Genomic DNA, 21,016 nt, shown 5'->3' with positions numbered 1-21,016 from the left:
TCGGGGCCCCGGCCCCGCCCCCGCGAGCTGCGGGCGCCGCCGGCCCGCCCGCCCCCCCCGGAGGCCTTCAAGGCCTCCACCCCGTCGGACCGGGTCCGGTTAGAAGGGGAGCTTGAACGGGAGCTTGATCCCGAGGCCGATGCCTCCGGCGCCACCGTTACCGCCGTTGCCGCCGATCTTGCCGTTGCCGCCGTTGCCGGCCGCGCCGCCGGCGCCGCCGTCGTTCAGGCTGTGGCCACCGTTACCGCCGTTACCACCGTTACCACCCTTCTCGCGGCCGTCACCGCCGCCACCGCCGGCGCCACCGCCGCCGCCCTGGTCGAGGAGGCCGATTCCACCGGCACCGCCGTTACCGCCGTTACCGCCTTCCTTGCCCTCGCCGCCGCCACCACCGCCGCCGCCGCCACCACCGGTCACGACGCCGAAGCCGCCCTCGCCGCCGTTGCCGCCGTTGCCGCCCTTGCCTTCGAGGCTGGCCCCACCGGAACCACCGGCGCCACCGCCGCCGCCGACGACGCCGCTACCGCCCTTGCCTCCGGCGCCTCCGGCGCCGCCGTCCTCGACGAAGGCGACGACGTGGTCGGGCATCGGGGCCGCCGATGCGGCCGTGGCCGGAAGGATGATCCCGCCACCGATGAAGGCGGAAGCAACGATGGTGGCGATACGAATCTTGCGGTTCATGATCTTCTCCTAGCAATTCTTGATTAATTGAGGTGTCCCGGGGATTCGAGACGGTGCGGTGGGGGTCTTTCCGTTTGCCGGTGTTTCCTTCCCGCACCACAAGTAAGCCCCGGGGGGCACAACCCGGTCATGTTGCGGAAAGTCGGGACTTGACACCCCCCTAAACCTCGGATAAAAAGCCCCCCGCACGGCACCCCGTGGCCGGATCGGATCGCCCGCGCGGGGCCGCCGGGAGCCTGCGCTCACGGCCCCGAGCCCCGGCCGGTACGGTTCCGCCCATGGATTCCGCAACGAGTTCGACCACCGACCACCCGCAGCCGTCGGCGGTCATCAAGGACACCGCACGTCAGCAGCTGGTGAAGCTCGGTGCCGCAGGCCTGTCCCTGGAGGCCGTGGCGCGCGACAGCGGTTTCGCCGTCGCCGACGTGGAAGCCGTCTTCCCGCACCGGGACGACCTGCTGACCGCACTGGTCATCGACGCCTACGACGCCTCCGGGGCCGCGATGGAGCAGGCCGACCGGGCCGCCGGGGACGCCGGTGCCACTGCGGGCGCGCGGCTCCTCGCGGTGACGCGGGCGCTGCGGCAGTGGTCCTTCGACCACCCCGCCGAGTTCACGCTGATCTACGGCTCGCCCGTGCCCGGCTACCACGCCCCGCAGGAGACGGTCCCGCCCGCCTCGCGCACGCCCGGGGTCCTCGCCGGCATCGTGCGCTCGGCGCTCATGGGCGGGGAGCTGACCCCGCCGCGGCGTACGGTGCCCGGCCCGCCGCTGCTCCTGCCGGCGGCCGTGGAGGCCTTCGGGGGTGTGCCGGAGGCTCCGTTCTCGGACATCATCGAGCGCGGCATCGTCCTGTGGAGCAATCTGATCGGGCTCCTGGTCTTCCAGGTCTTCAGCCGGACCCACGACAGCGTCAGCGACGAGGCCGCGTTCTTCGACTACTCCATCGCCGTGGCGGCCGAGAGCATCGGGCTCGAGGTCCCCCTGGGCGAGACCACCGACTGACCCGTCCGCCGTGCATGCGCGGCACGTGCAGAAAACCAGGTCGTGAACACCACCAGAACCCTCTGCTTCGTCATAGCGGCGCTCTCGTCGTACGCGGCGCTCATATACCGGCTGACGCAGGCCCGCCGCAGCTGGCGGGACAGCGCCTACCGCACGCTGATCGCCACGCTGCTGCTGCAGTGCCTCACCTTCACGATGGGCGCCGTCGCCCTGGGGGGCGACAGCTTCCTGGGCGTCGGCAACCTCGCCGTCCTCGTCATGCACCTCTCGGCGGTCGCCTTCTGCGTCAGCGCACAGATCATCCTGCTGCGCTGGGCGGCGGCGGACGAGGAAACGGTGCGCAGGACCCGCTACTGGCTGATCACCGGCATCGCCCTGGACGTGCTGCTGACGGCCCTCTTCTTCCTCGCCGACGGTCCCGGCAGGCCCACCTCGGACTTCGACGGCAGCAGCGAGCCGCTGCTCCTGACCTACCTGCTGGTCTTCATCGTCTCCCAGGCGGTTCCCTGCGTATCCATCTACCGGCAGTGCGGCCCCTACGCCCGGATGACGGACAACGCCTCGCTGCGGCAGGCCCTGCGGCTCCTGTCGGTCACCGCGGTGGTGCTCTTCCTCTACTGCCTGGCCAGGACGGTCAACATCCTGACCGCGGCGAGCGGTGTCGACATCGGCGCCTGGAAGGTCGCCGCCTCGGTCTTCAGCGCGGTGGGCATCGTCATGCTCTCGCTGAGCCTGACCATGTCCTCCTGGGGCCCCTCGGCCACCCGGCTCCTGGAGTGGGCGCGCACCTACCGGTCCTACCGGGCGCTCTATCCGCTCTGGCGGGACCTGTACGAGTCCTCCCCGGACATCGCCCTGGAGCCGCCCGGCGCCTCCGCCTCCGTTTCCGACCTCGACTACCGCCTGCACCGGCGGGTCGTCGAAATCCGGGACGGGTGGCGGGATTTGCGCCCTTACATCGACCGGACCACCCACGGCTCGGGCGGTTCGGAACAGGAGGCGAGCGAGGAGTCGCGGCAGGCGTTCACGGAAGCGGCGCAGATCAAGCAGGCTCTGGTCGCCAAGCGGACCGGAACCGTCCCCCAGGACAGCAAGGACGACGGCGAGTTCGACGATCGCGACACGGACAACTTCACGGCGGAAGTGGCCTGGCTCACCAAAGTCGCGGCCGCCTACAGTAAGCTCGGCACCGCGAGTTGAGAGTTCCCGCCCGGTTTGCATCCCCCGTCAAACCGGGCGGGACATCCCCCGTTCCCCCGCTTTCCTTTCGGGCCGGACGGGTGGCTCCCGCCCGGACTGGCCCGGCCTCTCCCCCGAGGGCCGGGCCAGTCCGATGTCCGCACCCAACTTGGCAACCCCCGTCGGCCAAGTTAGCTGCCAGCTATCGGCGAGACCCAACGTTGGCGCAGTCCAGGCCAATTGTCAACTGACCGCTAATCTGTGAAACTGGCGTATAGCCAAGGGCTATACCGAGGAGGTGACGGGAGGAAGATTCACCATGACCGATACCGAGGCCGACGACCGGCCCCTGCTCGCCGTGCGCCTGGACGACCTGTTCAAGACGGTCCGTCCCAAGGGCAAGCACTGGACCAACGCCGAGGTGGCGGAGGAGCTGAAGCGGGCCAACCCCGACCTCAAGGTCGGGGGCGTGTACCTGTCGCAGCTGCGGACGGGGAAGCGCTCCAATCCCTCACCCGACCTCCTCTCCGCCCTCGCACGCTTCTTCGGCGTCTCCGTCGCCTACTTCTTCGACGACCAGGTCGCCGAGTCGGTACTCAGCCAGCTCGCCGCGATCGAGGCGCTGCGGCAGTCCGGGGTCCGGGCCGTGGCGATGCGGGCCGCCGGGATGAAGAAGGAGAACCTCCAGGCCATCACGGCCATCATGGACCAGTACCGGCAGATGCAGGGCCTTCCGCCCGTCACCGACTCCTCCGAGCCGGAATGAGGGGCGCCAGGAAGGAGCGCTCGGCCGATCAGGACCGCCGCAGCCAGCTCAAGAAGCTCCGGAAGGCCGGCGCGCAGCGGATCGCCGAACTCGACCTCCCGCAGGCGACCGACGTGGCCGAACTGTGCCGCCACCTCGGCGAGGTCCGCGGCCGCCCCATCGTCCTGGTCCCGATGCAGATGCCCTCCTCGCACCCGTGCGGCATGTGGGTCGCCGCGCGCGACGAGGACCTGATCTTCTACGACGCCAACACCACCAGCGCGCATCAGGAGCACATCATCTTGCACGAGCTGGGCCACATCATCTGCTGCCATCGCGGGGCCGGCGGGCTGGACGAGGCGGCCGCCCGCCTCCTGTTCCCCGACCTCGACCCCGACCTCGTACGGGACATGCTCCTGCGGGCGACGTACGACGACGTCCAGGAACAGGAGGCGGAGATCATCGCCTATCTGCTCTCGCAGCGGATGGGCAACGCCGAGCAGCGGCACGGCCCGTCCCCGGACGCCGAAGCCGAGGAAGGCGCCGATCCCGGAACGAGCGCCGTGCTCAGCCGGATCGAACGCACCCTGATCTGACGTGGGGCGCTCAGGGCCCGGCGGCCGCCACCTCCTCGGCCAGGATCGCGACGGCGCGCCTGATGTCGTCCTCGCGGTGTTCGCTGGTGAGGAAGAAGCGCAGCCTCGACAGCCCCTCCTCCACCGCGGGGTGGAAGATCGGATCGGCGGTGACGCCACGGTCGAACAGCCGGCCCGCGACCCGCAGGGTCTTGGCCGAGTCGCCGAGGATGCAGGGCACGATCGGGGTGCCGGCGCTGGAGCCGGTCGCGAGGCCCGCCGAGGCGGCGAGGCCCAGGAAGAGCTCGGCGTTGCGCCGCAGCGCGCGCACCCGGTGCGGTTCCGCGGCGATCAGCTCGGTGGCGGCCAGCGCCGCGGCCGCGTTGGGCGGGGTCAGGCCGACGCTGTAGACGAAGCCGGGGAGGGTGTGGCGCAGCCAGCGCACCATCCTGGCCGAGCCGCCGAGGTAACCGCCGCAGCCGGCGAAGGCCTTGGAGAGGGTGCCCATCCACAGGTCCACGTCGGACCGGTCGGCGCCGAAGAACTCGCCCACTCCTCGGCCGTGTTCGCCGACGGTGCCGATGCTGTGCGCTTCGTCGACCATCAGCAGGGCGCCGTACCGCTTCTTCAGCTCGATCACGGCGGGCAGGTCGACGAGGTCGCCGTCCATGCTGTAGGCGCCCTCGACGGCGATCAGCACCCTTCGGAACCGTGAGCGGTTGAGCCGCAGCATGTGCTCCAACTGACCGGTGTCGTTGTGGGCGAAGGGGCGGCGGGCCGCCCCGGACAGGGCGCAGCCCTGCAGGATGCTGTCGTGCGCGAGCGCATCGTGCACGACGAGGTCCCCGGGGCCCACGAGGTGCCCTATCGCGGTGACGTTCGTGGCATGGCCGCTCACCAGCGTCAGGCAGTCCTCGACACCGAGGAACCCGGCCAGCGCCCGTTCCAGACGTACCGTCAGCTCCCGTTCGCCCGACAGCACGCGGCTGGCGGAGACCGAGGTGCCATAACGGTCCACCGCCTGGTGGGCCGCCTCGTTGATCGCGGGATGCCCGGAGAGCCCGAGGTAGTTGTAACTTCCGAAGGACAGGTACGTACGCCCGTCGATCACCGTCGTATCGCGGATGTTGCCCTCGTGGACCCGGAAGTACGGGAACTTCTCCCCGCTGCCGAGGACCACGCCCAAGCGCTCCTCGAACTCGGCCACTTCCGGGAAGTCGTCGACGCTCGCCGTCCCGGCCCGCCACTGCGCCGGCGGCTCCGGGAGGGGCGCCGCGGAGGGGGCCGGCTCCCCCTCGTGGTCCGGATCGACCAGCTCGATCAGGCGGCCGACGGTGAGCTCGCGCGAGAACAGCTCTTCGCTCCGGAAGTCCGGTACCCGCTTGGCGATGGTGACTTCCAGTTCCTGCAGCATCAGGGAGTCGAAGCCGAGGTCGTTGACCAGCGTCATGCGCTCGCCCACGTCGGAGAGCGGGAAGACCCCGGTGCGCGACACCGCTTCGAGCACGATGGCCGCCGCGGACTCGCCGTCGAAAAGCGCCGCTGTCGGTGCCGGGGCCGGTACCGGGGCCTGCGTGACCTCGGGCGGATCCGTCGGCCCGGCCGGGTCCGGCAGCTCGCGCGCCGACTCGTCCACGACCCAGTGGCGGCGCGGGGCGAGCGGACTCGGCGGCAGCGTGCAGGGGGGTACGCGCTCCTTGGCCGGGCGGAGCCCCGGGCCGGTGTCCTCGCGCTCCGGGCCGGTGTGGTCGCCGCCCGCAGCCACGGCCTCGGCGGCCTCGGTCAGCCGGGCGGCGGCTTCGGCCGTGTCCCGCGCCTCCAGGGTGAGGCGTTCGGCGAGCGGGGCCCGGCGGGCCAGGGTGTCCGCCACCCGGGCCAGCGGGAGCCGGTCCTCGGTGAGGGTGTGCGCCAGTTCGCGGGCGTAGCGGGCCAGCCCTTCCCGGTCGCGGGCGCTGAGGACCAGGAGGTGCGGTCCTGCGGCCGGGTCCGGCGGGGCGGCCGGTGCCGTGGCGCACTCCTCGACCACCAGGTGGACGCCGGTGCCGCCGAAGCCGAAGGCGCTCACCCCGGCCCGGCGCGGCCGGCCGGTCCGCGGCCAGGCGGTCGGTGCCGTCGGGACGGTGAGCCGCGCGGCATCGAGCCCGGCCCGGTCGGCCAGGTCGAACTCCGGTTGCGGTGGTATCACCCCGCGCTGCACGGCCAGGACCGACTTGACGAGCCCGGCTATCCCCGCGGAGTTCAGCGAGTGCCCGACCACCGCCTTCACGGCGCCGAGGAAGGCGGGCTCGGCGTGCCCGCCGCGCAGTTCGCGCAGGACGTCCAGCTCGACGGGGTCGCCGACCGTGGTCCCGGTGCCGTGCGCCTCCAGGTAGTCCACGGCGCCGGGGGCGAGGCCCGCGTCCCGGTAGGCGCGGCGCAGCGTGCGGAGCTGGCCGACCGCCTGGGGGTGCATACCGCCCTGCACCCTCCCGTCATTGGCCGTTCCCACCCCCCGGATCACCGCGTAGACCCGATCGCCGGCAGCCCGGGCGTCGGCCAGGGGCCGCAGCACCAGCACTCCGCCGCCCTCCCCCAGGACGAAGCCGTCGGCCTGCGTGCCGAACGGCAGGCACCTGCCGCTGCGGGAGAGGGCGCCCACGCGGCACAGCCCCACCAGCAGGTCCGGGGCGAGGATCAGCTGGGCGCCACCCGCGAGCGCGATGCGGGTCCGGCCCGCGCGCAGGGCGTGCACGGCGTTGGCCACGGCCATGAGGCCACCGGAACAGGCCGAGTCCAGGGCGTAGCTCTCGCCGTGCAGGTCGAAGACCGAACTGATCGTGTTCGGCCCCATGTTGAGCAGCAGCCCGGCCACGGACGTGCCATGCAGCGCGTCGACCGCGCGGACCGTCTCCGCGAGGCCGGAGCCGGTCGCCCGCGCCCCGAACTCGCCGCCGGCCAGCTGCCGCATCCGTATCCGCATGGTGCTGAGCTCGCGGTAGCCGCTCTCGGTGATCGCCGTCATCACCGAGGTCTCCTCGCGGTCGAAGCCGTCGGCCTCCCAGCCCGCGTCCTGGATCGCCTCACGGGCGAGGTCGATCAGCAGCCGGTGCTGGGGATCCATCGCCCTGGCCCGCCGCGGCGGTATGCCGTAGTGCGCCGCGTCGAAGAGGTCCACGTCCGGGAGCAGCGCCATGGTGTCCGTGTAGGCCGATGAGGTGTCACGGAAGTCGTCGCTGAGGAAGGCGGCGGCGCGCCACCGCGAGTCCGGGATGCCGGAGAACTGTGCTTGGGGCGCCGTCAGGAGCCGCCAGTACTGGTTCACATTGCGCGCTCCCGGGAACCGGCACGCCATCCCCACGATGGCTATGTCGTCGGGCCGCGCCGCCCTTGAGTCCACTGCGGGATCCATCCCCCTCTCAGCTGTCACCCGGTGGTTGCCAGTCGCTCGCGCCACCAGTCCACGGTCGCCTTGACCTGTTCGTCGAGGGGGGTGGCCCGGACCGCGAAGGCGGCTTCGTAGGCACTCGAATCGACGACGAACGGCCGGTCGAACTGGTAGCGGATCTCCTTGAGTTCGCGCAGCAGCGGGGAGAAAAGCGAGCCCACGCCCAGGACGGCCGACGGGAGCCCGCGCACCGCGACCGGCCCCGATCCGGCCTGGGCGGCGAGGCGGTCGACCATCTCCCGGACGGACGCCGCGGGCTCCGTCGGAACGTGCCAGGCGCGGCCCCAGGCCCGTTCCTCGCCCGCGACCTCGACCAGGGCCCGCGCCACGTCGGGAAGGTAGGTCCAGCTGTGCGGGGCGTCGGGGTCGCCCAGCGTGGAGACCGGCTTGCCGCGCAGCAGCGGTGGCATGACCCGCCCGGCCAGGTGGCCGCCCTCGGTCACGCCGGGTCCGAAGAAGTCCGAGGCCCGCACCTCGACCGCCCTGATACGGCCCTGCTCGTGCAGGGCCCGCGCCTGCTCCCACACCGCGGCGCGTACCCGCCCCTTGGTGCCGGTCGCGGCGAGCGGCAGCTCCTCCGTCATGGGACCGGCCACGGGGCCGTAGCCGTAGAGGTTCCCCAGCATCACCAGTACGGCGCCGGTGGCCTCGGCGGCGGCGCAGAGCGACGCGGCCAGCGGCGGCCACTCGCCCGCCCAGCGGTGGTAGGGCGGCGCGGCGCAGCTGTGGATGGCGGCCGCGCCCCGTGCGGCTTCGGTCAGCCGCTCGCTGTCCTTCGCGTCCAGCGCGACGTGTTCGATTCCGGGTTCCGGGCTTCTGCCCGAGGTGGTGACCACCCTTACCGAATGGCCCTGTTCGACCAGGAGTCGGGCAGTGGCAGCGCCGGCGGGACCGAAACCTATAACGATATGAAGGCTCACACGCGCACACTAGCGCGAGCGCGGACCTCGCAGACCATGCTGCTCGGCCTCGTTTGGCATGCTCACCGGACACTTTCCGAAACTGCGGACTGGGATGTTCCGGCGCATTGGCGGGCACACCCTGCCGTACGGCACCGCCGCTACTGCCAGTCGTCCCAGGGCGGGTCCACCTCGTCCGGGTCGAAGGGCGGCTCCTCGTCGTGCGGCTCCGCGGGCCGGGCCGCCGGCACCGACGCCGCGAGCGCCGGGCCGGCCGCGGCGGGGACGGGGACCGGCGGGGCGGGTTCGGCGGCGCCGCACTCCGCCAGCGTGTCGAGGACGCCCTCGCCGTACTTGGTGAGCTTCGCCTCGCCGACGCCGCCGACCGTGGCGAGCTCCTCGACCGTGGCGGGCAGGCGCGTCGCGATGTCCCGCAGCGTCGCGTCGTGGAAGACCACGTACGCCGGTACCCCCTGCTCGCGCGCCGTCGCGGCCCGCCAGGCCCGGAGCGCCTCGAAGACGGGCACGGCGGCGGCCGGCAGGTCGACCGGGACGCGGGCGGCCCGCCCGGAGCGCGATCCGCGCTCCCTGCGGGACGGGGCGGCCGGCGCCGCCTCCTTCCGCATCAGGACGGTGCGGCGGCCGCCGAGCACCTCGCCGCTGGCGTCCGTCAGCACGAGCGTCCCGTAGTCGCCCTCGACCGCCAGCAGCCCCTGCGCCAGCAGCTGCCGTACGACGCCTCGCCACTCGGCGGTGCTCAGGTCCTCCCCGATGCCGAAGACCGACAGCGCGTCGTGGTCGAACTGGATGACCTTCGCGGTCTTCTTGCCCTGGAGGATGTCGATGATCTGGCCGGCGCCGAACTTCTGGCGCCGTTCCCGCGCCAGCCGCCACACCGCGGAGAGCAGCTTCTGCGCCGCGACCGTGCCGTCCCAGGACTCGGCCGGCGTCAGGCACGTGTCGCAGTTGCCGCAGGGGCCGCCCAGCTGACCGAAGTACTCCAGCAGCCGCTCCCGGCGGCAGTCGACCGTCTCGCACAGGGCGAGCATGGCGTCCAGGTGCCGGGCGAGGGAGCGGCGGTGCGCCTCGTCCCCCTCGGAGCCGTCGATCATCTTGCGCTGCTGGACCACGTCCTGCAGGCCGTACGCCAGCCATGCCGTGGCCGGCTCGCCGTCGCGGCCGGCCCGGCCGGTCTCCTGGTAGTAGCCCTCGACCGACTTCGGCAGGTCGAGGTGGGCCACGAAGCGCACGTCCGGCTTGTCGATGCCCATGCCGAAGGCGATCGTGGCCACCACCACGACCCCGTCCTCCCGCAGGAAGCGCGACTGGTTCGCGGCACGGGCGCGGGCGTCCATCCCCGCGTGGTACGGCACGGCGTCGATGCCCTGCTCGACCAGGAAGGCCGCCGTCTTCTCCACGGAGGACCGCGAGAGGCAGTAGACGACCCCGGCGTCCCCCTCGTGCTCGGTCCGGATCAGCTCCAGCAGCTGCTTGAGCGGGTTGTTCTTCGCGACGATGCGGTACTGGATGTTCGGCCGGTCGAAGCTCGCGACGAAGTGCTCGGCGTCCTGCAGGCCCAGGCGCGCGGCGATCTCGGCGTGCGTGGCCTCGGTGGCCGTCGCCGTCAGGGCGATCCGCGGCACCTTCGGCCAGCGTTCGTGCAGCATGGACAGCGCGAGGTAGTCGGGCCGGAAGTCGTGGCCCCACTGGGCGACGCAGTGCGCCTCGTCGATCGCGAAGAGCGACACCGTCCCCCGGTCGAGCAGGCGCTGGGTGCTCTCGGTGCGCAGCCGCTCGGGAGCCAGGTAGAGCAGGTCCAGCCCGCCGCCGAGGAAGGCCTGCTCGACGGCCTGCCGCTCGTACGGGTCCTGCGTGGAATTGAGGAAGCCGGCCCGGACCCCGAGGGCGGTGAGCGCGTCCACCTGGTCCTGCATCAGCGCGATGAGCGGCGAGATGACGACGCCCGTGCCCTCTCTGACGAGCGCCGGGATCTGGTAGCAGAGCGACTTGCCGCCGCCGGTCGGCATGAGCACGAGGGCATCGCCGCCGCCGACGACCTGCTCGATGATCTGCTGCTGCTCACCGCGGAAGGAGCTGTAGCCGAAGACGCGGTGGAGCACCTGCAGAGCATCGGAGATCTCGGGGGAAACATCCGAAAGGGCCATTCACGTAGCGTAACGGCAGCCGCCGACACGCCGGGCCCGGCCACCGGAACCTGTGGACAACCTCACGGGCGCGCCCGGCCCGTGCCCGCGCTCAGCCCGCCCGCTCGGTGATGTGGCGCGTCCCGAGGTCCTGCGCCGTCTGGACGAAGGCGCGGAGCCGGGCGCTCTCGTCCGCGGCGGACCAGACGAGCGCCCACTCCGTGACGGGGGCGTCGTGGATCGGCAGGAAGGCGATGCCGGGGGGCGTGTAGTAGCGGGGGACGTGGGCGTTGACGGGGCAGGCGATCTCGCCGGCGGACACGTGGGCGAGCACCTCGTGGAAGGTCCGGCCGACGCTTCCGCGCGCGATGCGGCGTCCGGCCGGCGTGTACGTGGGGACCATGGCCTCGAACCAGTACGTCGGCACCTCGGGGCCCGGGTCGAGGACGTGCAGGCCGCCGAGGTCCTCCAGGGACACGGAGTCCCGTCGCGCCAGGGGCGAGGCCGTGGAGACCGCGAGGACGCGGTCCTCGGTCAGCACGGTGGGGCCGACGCTGAGGTCCGGCTCGTGGACGGGCCGCCACAGCAGCTGCAGGTCGGTCCTGCCGGAGCGCAGCGGTGCGAACGGCTCGCTGAAGTGGATCTCCACGACGTCGACGTCACAGTCGGGGTGCCGGGCGCGGAACGCCTCGACCACGGGCCGCATCTCCTGCGCGAGCACCCCCATGACACCCAGCCGGAGCGTCCCCCGCACGCCCAGCGCGGCCTCGGTCGCGCGGGCGAGGCCGCCCTGGATCAGGTCGTACGCCTGCTGGAGTTCGAGGCGCAGGGCCTTTCCGACCGGGGTCAGGGTCACGGAGCGGCTGGTGCGGTCGAAGAGGGCGGCGCCGATGCGCCGCTCCTGCTTCTTGATCGCCTGGCTGACCCGTGCCTGGGAGATCCGCAGCCGTTCGGCGGTCCGGCCGAAATGCAGTTCCTCCGCCAGCGCCAGGAAGATCTCTATGTCACGTAGTTCCATCGCCGCCCCCGTACGCGATAACCGGAGAGTTATTGATCAACGCGCGAAGTCTACGTTGATCGCACCGCGGCGCCGGTGGAAGGTATTTCCATGGACATGACCGCGATGTTCGCGATGCACGACGTACTGCGGCGGGAGCTGCGGCACCTCGCCCGGATCGCCGCCCGCGCCGACCCCGATCCCCGCCACGTCCTGCTGGGGTCGGCCGGCTGGGAGACGTTCAAGGGGGCCCTGCGCGCCCACCACTCCGCCGAGGACGACGCCCTGTGGCCCGCGCTGCGGCAGGCGCTGGGCGGCCGCCCGTACGACCTGACGCGGCTGGTGGCGATGGAAGCCGAGCACGCGGCGATCGCCTCCCTCGTCGGGGCGATCGACGAGGCGCTGGCCGATCCCCGCGCCGGACCGGACCTGTTCGGGGTGCTCACCGGTTCCCTGGTGACCGGCCTCGGCGGTCACCTCGACCACGAGGAGGAGGCCGTGTTCCCGCTGGCCCGGGCCGTCTTGGGCGTAGAGGAGTGGGGGCACTTCGAGCGCCTCCACGCCGAACGGACCGCCCCCTACGCGAACGGTGTCCGGAGGGATCAGTGGGAGGCCGCGAGGTAGATGCGGTGGGCGACCTCCAGGGTCGTCCGTGCGAAGGCGCGGACGGTGGGCGTGTTGTTCGACTTCAGCCAGACGGGGGCCCAGTCGAGCGGCGGGGTGTCGGTGATCGGGACGTAGACGATGTCCGGCCGGGCGTAGAACCGGGTGACCTGCGCGCCGACGATGATGCCCCCGTTGCCCGCGGCGATCACCTGCAGGGCTTCCAGGAACGTCTCGATCTCGGGGCCCGCGGCGATCGCCCTGCCCTGGGGCGTGCGGTCGGGGAAGTGTTCCGAGAGCCACTCGCCGGGCTGGACGCCGACGACGCGCACGAGCGGTACGGCGACGAGGTCCTCCATGCTCAGGCTCTTGCGCCGGGCCAGGGGGTGGCCGGCGGGAAGGGCCAGCATCCTCGGCTCGGAGATGATCACCGGGCCGATCACCAAGTCGTTCCCGGGGACGGGCAGATGGACGAGCAGGACGTCCACCTCGCCCCCACGCAGCCGTACCAGGGCGTCGCCGATCTGCAGCTCGCGGAAGTGGACGCGCCGGCCGGGCTCGCGTTCGGGGAACAGCTGGTGCGCCTGGAGGGCGATCTGTCCGGCGGCCGCGCCGATGAAGCCGACCCGCAGGACGCTCTGCTTCGGCCGGGCGCTGTCGATCGCACGGTCGAGGCCGGCCTGGATCTGTTCGTAGGCGGGCCGCAGGTCCTCGTACAGGCGGTGGCCGAGGGCGGTCAGCCGCACGGTGCGGTTGTTCCGCTCGAACAGCGGCGCCCCTATGTGCCGTTCCAGTTTCTTGATGGTCTGGCTGACCCGGCCGGTGCTCACGTGCAGGCGTTCGGCGGTCCGGCCGAAGTGCAATTCCTCGGCCAGCGTGAGGAACGCTTCGGTCTCCAGGCGCTCCAGCACCAAGTCCCCCTGTGTTGAGCCTCGTTAAACGCAGGTTCCAGTATCGCGCGTTGTTCGGCCGATCTTCGAAAGGCAGCCTGGACGGGGCGGCGCGCGAGCCGCTGTCCGTTATTCGATCGAGGAGCATTCCCATGGGCAAGATCATTGCCTTGACCTACGTGTCGCTGGACGGCGTCATGGAGAATCCGGCATGGACCGGGCCCTACTTCAACGGCGACCACGCCAAGTACGCCCACGGCCGGCTGTTCTCCGCCGACGCCCTGCTGCTCGGCCGCGTCACCTACGAGGGCATGGCCGCCGCCTGGCCGCAGATGGAGGACTCCGAGGGCGAGTTCGCCGTACGGATGAACGCGCTCCCCAAACACGTGGTGTCCAGCACCCTGGAGCGGGCCCGCTGGAACGCCACCGTGGTCCGCGGCGACCTGGCCGCCGAGATCCCCGCGATCAGGGAACGGTACGCGGGCGACGTCCTGATCTACGCCAGCGGCGACCTCACCAACTCCCTCATCGAACTCGGGCTCGTCGACGAGCTCAAGCTCTGGATCCATCCCGTCATCGTCGGCAAGGGCAAGCGGCTGTTCCCCGAAGGTGTTCCCCGCACCTCCTGGGCCCTTGCCGGAACCACGACCTTCAGCACCGGCGCGGTGGTCCTGGACCTCCGCCCCGCCGACCGGAAGTAGGAAACTCCCATGTGCAAGCGCTTCGACGTCCTCGTGCTCGGAGCCGGACCGGGCGGCTATGTCGCCGCCATCCGCGCCGCCCAACTGGGCCAGCGGGTCGCGATCGTGGAGGAGAAGTACTGGGGCGGTGTCTGCCTGAACGTCGGCTGCATCCCCACCAAGGCGCTCCTGCGCAATGCCGAGCTGGCCCACCTGTTCACGCACGAGGCCAAGACCTTCGGCATCACGGTGGACGGCACCGTGTCGTTCGACTACGGCGAGGCGTTCAAGCGCAGTCGCCGGGTTGCCGAGGGCCGGGTCAAGGGCGTCCACTACCTGATGAAGAAGAACGGGATCACCGAACTCGAGGGCCGCGGCACCTTCCTGGACGCGAACACCCTGGAGATCGTCCAGCCGGACGGCGCCATCTGCACGGTGTCCTTCGACAACTGCATCATCGCGACCGGCGCCACGCCGCGGCTGCTGCCCGGCACCCGGCGCAGCGAGCGCGTGGTGACCTACGAGGAGCAGATCCTCGCCGACGGCGTGCCGCGGTCGATCGTGATCGCGGGCGCGGGCGCCATCGGCGTGGAGTTCGCGTACGTCCTGCACAACTACGGCGTGCAGGTGACCATCGTCGAGTTCCTCGACCGGATCGCGCCGCTGGAGGACGCGGACGTCTCCGCCGAACTGGCCAGGCAGTACCGGAAGCTGGGGATCGAGGTGCTGACCTCGACCAGGGTGGAGTCGATCGACGATTCGGGTCCGCAGGTGAGCGTGACGGTCACGGGGAAGGACGGCGCGACGAGGGTCCTGGAGGCCGACAAGGTGCTCCAGGCGATCGGCTTCGCGCCGAACGTCACCGGCTACGGCCTGGAGACCACCGGCGTACGGGTCACCGAGCGCGGCGCCATCGAGGTCGACGGCCGCTGCCGCACCTCGGTGCCGCACCTCTACGCCATCGGTGACGTCACGGCCCGGCTGATGCTCGCGCACACCGCCGAGTCCATGGGCGTCATCGCCGCCGAGACGATCGCGGGCGCCGAGACCATGGAGCTCGACTACCCGATGATCCCGCGCGCGACGTACTGCCAACCGCAGATCGCCAGTTTCGGCTGGACCGAGGCACAGGCGCGGGAGCGGGGCTTCGACGTCAAGGTCGCCAAGTTCCCGTTCACGGCGAACGGCAAGGCGCACGGCCTCGGCGACGCGACCGGCTTCGTGAAGCTGATCAGTGATGCCACGCACGGGGAGATCATCGGCGCCCATCTGATCGGCCCGGACGTCACCGAACTCCTGCCGGAGCTGACGCTGGCGCAGCAGTGGGACCTGACCGTGCACGAGGTCGCCCGCAACGTGCACGCGCACCCGACGCTGGGCGAAGCGGTCAAGGAGGCCGTGCACGGACTCGCCGGCCACATGATCAACTTCTGAGGCACGACGGAACGTGTCGTCCGCAACGTCAGCCGCGCCGCTGAACGCGCGAGCGCCGCGCCCTGAACCAGCCGGTGAACGCCGGATCCCCGGGCTCGGCCGAGCGGTGCTCGGCCTTCTCCAGGACGCGCTCCGCCTCCGCCTGCCAGGTCGCCGCGTCCGCGCGCGGCGGCGGCAGGAAGACGCCCCGTCCCGGAGCCTCGGCGGCGGCCGCGAAGAAGTCACCGCCCTTGCGCTTGAAGTCGTCCGTTCCCCACGCGCGGCCGGTCCCGCGCGGGGGCACCTTCTGCAGATGGGGGATGTGCTTGGCGCAGTGGATGTACGCCTCTTCGACGGCGACCTCCACCCACACCCGGGCGCGGCGGCCGGGCACCGGGTCGGTCGCGAGCCCCGGGCGGGCGCTGCGCATGTCCTCGTCGGCGACGACGCGCGCCCGGCCGTTGACGTGGAGCCCGATGCGGTCCCGGAGGAAGTCCACCATGAGGATGCCCACGTGCGGGTTCTCCTCGATGTTGCCGAGGCTGGCCTGCACTCCGTTGCCGCGGTACTCGGGGTAGGCGAGGGTCGCTTCGTCCAGGACGTGCAGGAAGCCGGGCGGGCCGGCACGGAAGGTGTTGTCGCACTCGCCGTACCGGTCGGCGGTGGCCAGGAAGAACATCTCCTGGCGTGCCACGAACTCCCGCATCCGGGTGTTGAGCCGGTCCAGGACCTGCTCGGCGTAGAACTTGTCGGCGCGTTCGGTGGTGCCCGTACGCTGCTGGACCAGGTGTTCGCCGTCGCTGCCCGGGCGGGTGGTGCGTACGGGCGCCGCCGAGCGGTGCCCGGTCTGTTCGGATGTGCTCAATTCCTTGCCCCGACCAGTTCCTCGATGGAGTCGTGCCGTATGCGGTGGGTGGGGATGCCGATCCCCAGCAGGGTGTCGACGCCCTGGCGGATCATGCCGGGCGGGCCGGACAGGTAGGCGTCGTACGTGTGCCACGGACCGTATTCGTACATGGCGTCGGGGAGCCGGCCGCACAGGTTGTCGTCGGGGCCGTCGTCGACGACCGGACGGACCGAGAGCCAGGAGTGCGACTGCTGCATGCGCAGCATCGTGTCGATGTCGTACAGGTCGTGGTCGCGGCGGGCTCCGTAGAAGACCTGGACGGACCGGCGGCGGCCGTGCCGGGCCACGTCCTCGACCAGGGCCTTGATGGGCGCGATACCGGTGCCGCCGCCCAGGCACAGCAGCCCGTTGTCGGTGGTGTGGTCCACGGTCATGGATCCGGCGGGGCCGCCGAGCCGGATCACGTCGCCCGGGCGGGCGCGGTGCACGAGGGCGCCCGAGACCCAGCCCGCCGGGACGGCCTTGACGTGGAAGGAGAGCAGCCCGTCGGAGCGGGGCGCGGAGGCGAAGGAGTAGTTCCGCCAGACGCGCGGCCACCAGGGGGTCTCGACGGATGCGTACTGGCCGGCGAGGAAGGGGTAGGGGGCGTCGGGCCGGAGGGTCACGACCGCGATGTCCGGTGTCCGCATCTCGTGGGCGACCACCTCCGCCTGCCACCAGGCGGGGGCGCGCAGCTCGTCCTTGGCCGCCGCGTCGATCATGATCTGGGAGATCACGGTGTACGCGCCCACCCAGGCGGCCTCCGTCCTGGGACCCCAGGTCTGCGGGGCGTAGGTGGAGAGGGCGCCGATGAGGCACTCGCCGACGGCGGGATAGTGCTCGGGCAGGGTGCCGTACTTCCGGTGGCCGCGGCCGAGGTTCGTCAGGTACGCGGTCAGGACGGCGGTGTCCTCCACGTGGGTCGCGGCGGTGAGCAGCGCCTTGAAGAGGCGGTCCCGCTGGGTGTCCATCGCCGCGGGGAACAGGGCCCGCAGGTCGGGGTGGCGCAGGAACAGCAGGGCGTAGAAGTGCGAGGTCACCTTGTCGGCGATCGGCTCGATCTCCGCCATCGTGCGGCGCAGCAGCGCGCCGTCGGAGGTGTCCTCGGGCGCCGGCCCGGCCGGGCCCGAAGGACCCCGAAGGCCGGAAGCGTCGGGCCCTGCGGGCCGGCCGGGTCCCGAAGGGCCCCCAAGGCCGGAAGCGTCGGGGCCTGCCGGTCGGCCGGGTCCCGAAGGGCCCCCGAGGCCGGAAGCGTCGGGGCCTGCCGGTCGGCCGGGTCCCGAAGGGCCCCCGAGGCCGGAAGGGTTGGGTCCTGCGGGCCCGGCGGGTGCGGCGGGGCGCGCCTGCGCGGGGGCCGCGGGGGCCTGCGGGGTCGTGGGGGCGGTGCGGTTCCTGGCGGCGCCGTTGCCGACCGGGCGTACCGGGGTGACGGGTCGGCTGGGTGTGCGGCGCGCGTCCGGGGGATGCTGCCCGGGCCCCGCGGGCGCCGGCGCCGGGGTCGTCGCCTTCGGGCTTCGACCGAACCAGCCCGCGTCCCGGCCGTCGCCGCCCGATCTGTCGCCATTACCCGACGTGGTGGTCGGAGCATCCATCGGTTTGCCTCGCCTCGAACGTCTTCCGGTCGGTCTTCGCACGCGGGGGCCGTGCGTGCCCCGATTTCTCTCCCCCATCGGAATTCCCGGTGATGCACACCCCTCCCACCGGCGTGCGAACGGGCTCGACCATACCCGGCGTGTGCGAATCACCGAATGCACTGTTCGATCGTCAGGCGGCGTCGAGTTGTGGCTGGTCAGCGCCCCGCAGGGCTCAGGAGCTCGGGTTTCGTCACGAGTTACCGACGAGTTAGACCGATGCGACAAGCCATTCTCCGCACAGTCATACGAATTCCCTGACGAAAAACCTGCGGGTCGCCCCGATCTCCCCCACGCAATGCACGCAAGTTCTTCACATCATCGCTGTACGGCGTCCCTACACCGCGGCGCAGGCCGGGCACAGGCCGCGGTAGGTCACCTCGGCTCCGGAGACGGTGAAGCCGAACCGGCCCTCCTCCGGGAGGTCGGCCAGGGGGTCGCCGGCCGGGTGGACGTCGCGGATGAGCCCGCACCCGGAGCACAGGAGGTGCTGGTGCGGCTGGTGCGCGTTGGGGTCGTAGCGCTTCGCGCGGCCGTCGGTGGAGACCTCCACGACCTCGCCGAGGGACACCAGTTCGCCCAGGGCGTTGTACACCGTCGCCCGGGAGATCTCGGGCAGCAGCTCCATCGCGCGGGCGTGCACCTCGTCCGCCGTGAGGTGGGTGTGGTCGCCGTCGAGGACCTCCGCCACGACCCGCCGCTGGGACGTCATCCGCCAGCCACGGCCCCGCAGTCGCTCCACCAGGTCACTCATGTCGGCTCACCTTTTCAGGTTCGGCGGGATGCCCCGGCGCGTTCGGTGTTCCTTGATTTGGTGTTCTTCTTGACTTGGATTCCGTCCATCGTAGGATCGGTTCCGCAGATAGCCAAGGGACAGGAAAACTCCAGAGCGGGCCAATGGCCGGGGGCTGGGCCCCGCGAGTTCCACAGCATGCAGTTCCTCCTGAACACCGTGATCCGTTTGGTCCGGAAGGATTCCCATGTCTGAGAACCACGACGCAATCGTCACCGACGCCAAGGCCGGGGGTGGAGGTGGCTGCCCCGTCGATCACGGGCGCGCCGCGCATCCCACCCAGGGTGGTGGAAACCGCCAGTGGTGGCCCGAGCGCCTCAACCTGAAGATCCTCGCCAAGAACCCCGCCGTGGCCAACCCGCTCGGTGAGGAGTTCGACTACGCCGCCGCGTTCGCCACCCTCGACCTGCCGACGGTCAAGCAGGACATCGCGCAGGTGCTGACCACCTCGCAGGACTGGTGGCCCGCCGACTTCGGCCACTACGGCCCCTTCATCATCCGGATGGCCTGGCACAGCGCGGGCACCTACCGGATCAGCGACGGCCGCGGCGGCGCCGGGGCCGGCCAGCAGCGCTTCGCCCCGCTCAACAGCTGGCCGGACAACGCGAACCTGGACAAGGCGCGGCGCCTGCTGTGGCCGGTCAAGAAGAAGTACGGGCAGAGCCTCTCGTGGGCCGACCTCATGATCCTCGCCGGCAACGTCGCCCTGGAGTCGATGGGCTTCGAGACCTTCGGCTTCGGCGGCGGCCGGGCGGACGTCTGGGAGCCCGACGAGGACGTGTACTGGGGTCCCGAGACCACCTGGCTGGACGACGAGCGCTACACCGGCGACCGCGAGCTGGAAAACCCGCTCGGCGCGGTCCAGATGGGCCTCATCTACGTCAACCCCGAGGGCCCGAACGGCACTCCGGACCCGCTGGCCGCCGCACGCGACATCCGCGAGACGTTCCGGCGCATGGCGATGAACGACGAGGAGACGGTCGCCCTGATCGCGGGCGGCCACACCTTCGGCAAGACGCACGGAGCGGGCCCGGCCGACAGCGTCGGCGCCGACCCCGAGGCGGCCCCGCTCGAGGCGCAGGGCCTCGGCTGGAGCAGCACCTTCCGTACCGGCAAGGGCGGTGACACGATCACCAGCGGTCTCGAGGGTACCTGGACGAACACCCCGGTCGCCTGGGACAACAGCTTCTTCGAGATCCTCTTCGGCTACGAGTGGGAGCTGTTCAAGAGCCCCGCCGGCGCGCACCAGTGGCGGCCGAAGGAGGGCGCCGGGGCCGGTACCGTGCCCGACGCGCACGACGCGTCGAAGAGCCACGCTCCGACGATGCTGACGACCGACCTCTCGCTGCGGATCGACCCGGCGTACGAGCAGATCTCGCGCCGCTTCCTGGAGAACCCCGCCGATTTCGCGGACGCCTTCGCCCGCGCGTGGTTCAAGCTGACCCACCGCGACATGGGCCCGGTTGTGCGCTACCTCGGCCCCGAGGTCCCGGCCGAGACGCTGCTGTGGCAGGACCCGCTGCCCCCGGTCACGCACGAGCTCGTCGACGCCGCCGACATCGCGGCGCTCAAGCAGCAGGTCCTCGACTCGGACCTGACGGTGTCCCAGCTGGTCTCCACCGCGTGGGCGTCGGCCTCGTCCTTCCGCGGCAGCGACAAGCGCGGCGGCGCCAACGGTGCCCGTATCCGCCTCCAGCCGCAGAGCGGTTGGGAGGTCAACGAGCCCGACCAGGTGGCGGCGGTCCTGCGCGTCCTGACCGGGATCCAGGAGACCTTCAACGCCGCCCAGAGCGGCGGCAAGCGGATCTCGCTCGCCGACCTGATCGTGCTCGCCGGCGCCGCCGCCGTCGAGCAGGCGGCGAAGGACGCCGGCTTCACGGTCGAGGTCCCGTTCGCGCCGGGCCGCGCGGATGCCTCGCAGGAGCAGACGGACGTGGAGTCGTTCGCCGCGCTCGAACCGACCGCAGACGGGTTCCGCAACTACCTCGGCAAGGGCAACCGGCTGCCCGCCGAGTACCTGCTGCTCGACCGGGCGAACCTGCTGACCCTGAGCGCCCCGGAGCTGACCGTCCTCGTCGGTGGCCTCCGCGTCCTGGGCGCGAACCACCAGCAGTCCCCGCACGGTGTGTTCACCACGACCCCCGGTGCCCTGACGAACGACTTCTTCGTCAACCTGCTCGACCTGGGCACGACCTGGACGCCGACGTCCGAGGACGCGAACGCGTTCGAGGGCCGCGACGCCGCCACGGGCCGGGTCAAGTGGACCGGCACCCGGTCCGACCTCGTCTTCGGGTCGAACTCGGAGCTGCGCGCGCTCGCGGAGGTCTACGCGAGCGACGACGCGAAGGAGAAGTTCGTCAAGGACTTCGTCGCGGCATGGGACAAGGTCATGAACCTCGACCGGTTCGACCTCCGCTGACGCCGGCGTTCGATCGGCCGGGCCCCCGGCCCGGCCGACCGAACGGTACGCGG

The 21,016-nt window shown here is 71.6% G+C and carries 17 protein-coding genes; 8 read left to right on the top strand and 9 right to left on the bottom strand.

Features of this window, described 5'->3' with window-relative positions:
* Positions 1–99: 99 nt before the first annotated feature.
* Positions 100–681 (bottom strand): hypothetical protein, encoded by a 582-nt coding sequence (locus ACFTXQ_RS10425; RefSeq protein WP_382638098.1) that lies wholly within the window; start codon positions 679–681, stop codon positions 100–102.
* A 278-nt stretch (positions 682–959) separates the two neighbouring features.
* Between ACFTXQ_RS10425 and ACFTXQ_RS10420 the strand changes: the two genes are divergently transcribed.
* The 4 genes from ACFTXQ_RS10420 to ACFTXQ_RS10405 all read left to right on the top strand — a co-directional run bounded on the left by ACFTXQ_RS10420 (position 960) and on the right by ACFTXQ_RS10405 (position 4,205).
* Positions 960–1,685 (top strand): TetR-like C-terminal domain-containing protein, encoded by a 726-nt coding sequence (locus ACFTXQ_RS10420; RefSeq protein ID WP_382638096.1) that lies wholly within the window; start codon positions 960–962, stop codon positions 1,683–1,685.
* Positions 1,686–1,727: 42 nt separating this feature from the next.
* A complete protein-coding gene (locus ACFTXQ_RS10415) occupies positions 1,728–2,885 on the top strand; it encodes an MAB_1171c family putative transporter (protein ID WP_382638094.1) in 1,158 nt (385 codons plus the stop codon).
* 298 nt (positions 2,886–3,183) lie between these two features.
* On the top strand, positions 3,184–3,630 hold the full coding sequence (locus tag ACFTXQ_RS10410; protein ID WP_382638091.1) for a helix-turn-helix domain-containing protein: 447 nt from the start codon (positions 3,184–3,186) through the stop codon (positions 3,628–3,630).
* Positions 3,627–4,205, top strand: a complete 579-nt coding sequence (locus tag ACFTXQ_RS10405; protein WP_382638088.1) for an ImmA/IrrE family metallo-endopeptidase — start codon at positions 3,627–3,629, stop codon at positions 4,203–4,205. Before ACFTXQ_RS10410 ends, ACFTXQ_RS10405 begins: the two co-directional genes overlap by 4 nt.
* A gap of 10 nt (positions 4,206–4,215) precedes the next feature.
* Here ACFTXQ_RS10405 and ACFTXQ_RS10400 read toward each other — a convergent pair whose 3' ends face one another.
* The 4 genes from ACFTXQ_RS10400 to ACFTXQ_RS10385 form a co-directional block, all read right to left on the bottom strand.
* Complete coding sequence (locus ACFTXQ_RS10400; RefSeq protein WP_382638086.1) at positions 4,216–7,572, bottom strand: aminotransferase class I/II-fold pyridoxal phosphate-dependent enzyme; 3,357 nt, start codon at positions 7,570–7,572, stop codon at positions 4,216–4,218.
* Between the two features lie 14 nt (positions 7,573–7,586).
* Positions 7,587–8,528 carry an NAD-dependent epimerase/dehydratase family protein gene (locus tag ACFTXQ_RS10395; RefSeq protein ID WP_382638084.1) on the bottom strand — a complete coding sequence of 314 codons (942 nt, stop codon included), beginning with the start codon at positions 8,526–8,528 and terminating at the stop codon, positions 7,587–7,589.
* Positions 8,529–8,668: 140 nt separating this feature from the next.
* Positions 8,669–10,672, bottom strand: a complete 2,004-nt coding sequence (gene recQ, locus ACFTXQ_RS10390; protein ID WP_382638082.1) for a DNA helicase RecQ — start codon at positions 10,670–10,672, stop codon at positions 8,669–8,671.
* A gap of 91 nt (positions 10,673–10,763) precedes the next feature.
* Complete coding sequence (locus ACFTXQ_RS10385; protein ID WP_382638078.1) at positions 10,764–11,669, bottom strand: LysR substrate-binding domain-containing protein; 906 nt, start codon at positions 11,667–11,669, stop codon at positions 10,764–10,766.
* Between the two features lie 90 nt (positions 11,670–11,759).
* Here ACFTXQ_RS10385 and ACFTXQ_RS10380 point away from each other — a divergent pair, with 90 nt between their 5' ends.
* A complete protein-coding gene (locus ACFTXQ_RS10380; RefSeq protein ID WP_382638075.1) occupies positions 11,760–12,272 on the top strand; it encodes a hemerythrin domain-containing protein in 513 nt (170 codons plus the stop codon).
* Here the strand turns inward: ACFTXQ_RS10380 and ACFTXQ_RS10375 are convergent.
* The gene (locus ACFTXQ_RS10375; protein ID WP_382638073.1) at positions 12,251–13,162 is read right to left on the bottom strand and encodes a LysR family transcriptional regulator; all 912 of its coding nucleotides are present in this window, start codon (positions 13,160–13,162) and stop codon (positions 12,251–12,253) included. The genes ACFTXQ_RS10380 and ACFTXQ_RS10375 overlap by 22 nt on opposite strands.
* A 131-nt stretch (positions 13,163–13,293) precedes the next feature.
* Between ACFTXQ_RS10375 and ACFTXQ_RS10370 the strand changes: the two genes are divergently transcribed.
* Positions 13,294–13,842: a dihydrofolate reductase family protein gene (locus ACFTXQ_RS10370; RefSeq protein ID WP_382638071.1), complete on the top strand. Its 549-nt coding sequence runs from the start codon at positions 13,294–13,296 to the stop codon at positions 13,840–13,842.
* Between the two features lie 9 nt (positions 13,843–13,851).
* Positions 13,852–15,255 (top strand): dihydrolipoyl dehydrogenase, encoded by a 1,404-nt coding sequence (gene lpdA, locus ACFTXQ_RS10365; RefSeq protein WP_382638068.1) that lies wholly within the window; start codon positions 13,852–13,854, stop codon positions 15,253–15,255.
* Positions 15,256–15,283: 28 nt separating this feature from the next.
* Here the strand turns inward: lpdA and ACFTXQ_RS10360 are convergent, their stop codons facing one another.
* The 3 genes from ACFTXQ_RS10360 to ACFTXQ_RS10350 all read right to left on the bottom strand — a co-directional run bounded on the left by ACFTXQ_RS10360 (position 15,284) and on the right by ACFTXQ_RS10350 (position 18,505).
* Positions 15,284–16,099 carry a pyridoxamine 5'-phosphate oxidase family protein gene (locus ACFTXQ_RS10360; RefSeq protein ID WP_382638065.1) on the bottom strand — a complete coding sequence of 272 codons (816 nt, stop codon included), beginning with the start codon at positions 16,097–16,099 and terminating at the stop codon, positions 15,284–15,286.
* Complete coding sequence (locus ACFTXQ_RS10355) at positions 16,096–17,712, bottom strand: globin domain-containing protein (RefSeq protein WP_382638063.1); 1,617 nt, start codon at positions 17,710–17,712, stop codon at positions 16,096–16,098. The genes ACFTXQ_RS10360 and ACFTXQ_RS10355 overlap by 4 nt, the downstream gene beginning before the upstream one ends.
* Before the next feature lie 376 nt (positions 17,713–18,088).
* A complete protein-coding gene (locus ACFTXQ_RS10350) occupies positions 18,089–18,505 on the bottom strand; it encodes a Fur family transcriptional regulator (RefSeq protein WP_382638060.1) in 417 nt (138 codons plus the stop codon).
* A 226-nt stretch (positions 18,506–18,731) separates the two neighbouring features.
* Between ACFTXQ_RS10350 and katG the strand changes: the two genes are divergently transcribed.
* Entirely contained in the window at positions 18,732–20,963 is a 2,232-nt protein-coding gene (gene katG, locus ACFTXQ_RS10345; RefSeq protein WP_382638057.1) for a catalase/peroxidase HPI, read from the top strand.
* Positions 20,964–21,016 lie beyond the last annotated feature (53 nt).

It is taken from the genome of Streptomyces sp. NPDC057010 (assembly GCF_042673805.1).
Lineage (GTDB): Bacteria > Actinomycetota > Actinomycetes > Streptomycetales > Streptomycetaceae > Streptomyces.
This window is presented reverse-complemented; position numbering and strand designations above follow the sequence as displayed.

Excerpts from the sequence above, each read along its gene's own strand:
- ACFTXQ_RS10425 (WP_382638098.1), bottom strand. The coding sequence starts at position 681 with ATGAACCGCAAGATTCGTATCGCCACCATCGTTGCTTCCGCCTTCATC.
- ACFTXQ_RS10420 (WP_382638096.1), top strand. The coding sequence starts at position 960 with ATGGATTCCGCAACGAGTTCGACCACCGACCACCCGCAGCCGTCGGCG.
- ACFTXQ_RS10410 (WP_382638091.1), top strand. The coding sequence starts at position 3,184 with ATGACCGATACCGAGGCCGACGACCGGCCCCTGCTCGCCGTGCGCCTG.
- ACFTXQ_RS10405 (WP_382638088.1), top strand. The coding sequence starts at position 3,627 with ATGAGGGGCGCCAGGAAGGAGCGCTCGGCCGATCAGGACCGCCGCAGC.
- ACFTXQ_RS10400 (WP_382638086.1), bottom strand. The coding sequence starts at position 7,572 with ATGGATCCCGCAGTGGACTCAAGGGCGGCGCGGCCCGACGACATAGCC.
- recQ (WP_382638082.1), bottom strand. The coding sequence starts at position 10,672 with ATGGCCCTTTCGGATGTTTCCCCCGAGATCTCCGATGCTCTGCAGGTG.
- ACFTXQ_RS10385 (WP_382638078.1), bottom strand. The coding sequence starts at position 11,669 with ATGGAACTACGTGACATAGAGATCTTCCTGGCGCTGGCGGAGGAACTG.
- ACFTXQ_RS10380 (WP_382638075.1), top strand. The coding sequence starts at position 11,760 with ATGGACATGACCGCGATGTTCGCGATGCACGACGTACTGCGGCGGGAG.
- ACFTXQ_RS10370 (WP_382638071.1), top strand. The coding sequence starts at position 13,294 with ATGGGCAAGATCATTGCCTTGACCTACGTGTCGCTGGACGGCGTCATG.
- lpdA (WP_382638068.1), top strand. The coding sequence starts at position 13,852 with ATGTGCAAGCGCTTCGACGTCCTCGTGCTCGGAGCCGGACCGGGCGGC.
- ACFTXQ_RS10355 (WP_382638063.1), bottom strand. The coding sequence starts at position 17,712 with ATGGATGCTCCGACCACCACGTCGGGTAATGGCGACAGATCGGGCGGC.
- ACFTXQ_RS10350 (WP_382638060.1), bottom strand. The coding sequence starts at position 18,505 with ATGAGTGACCTGGTGGAGCGACTGCGGGGCCGTGGCTGGCGGATGACG.
- katG (WP_382638057.1), top strand. The coding sequence starts at position 18,732 with ATGTCTGAGAACCACGACGCAATCGTCACCGACGCCAAGGCCGGGGGT.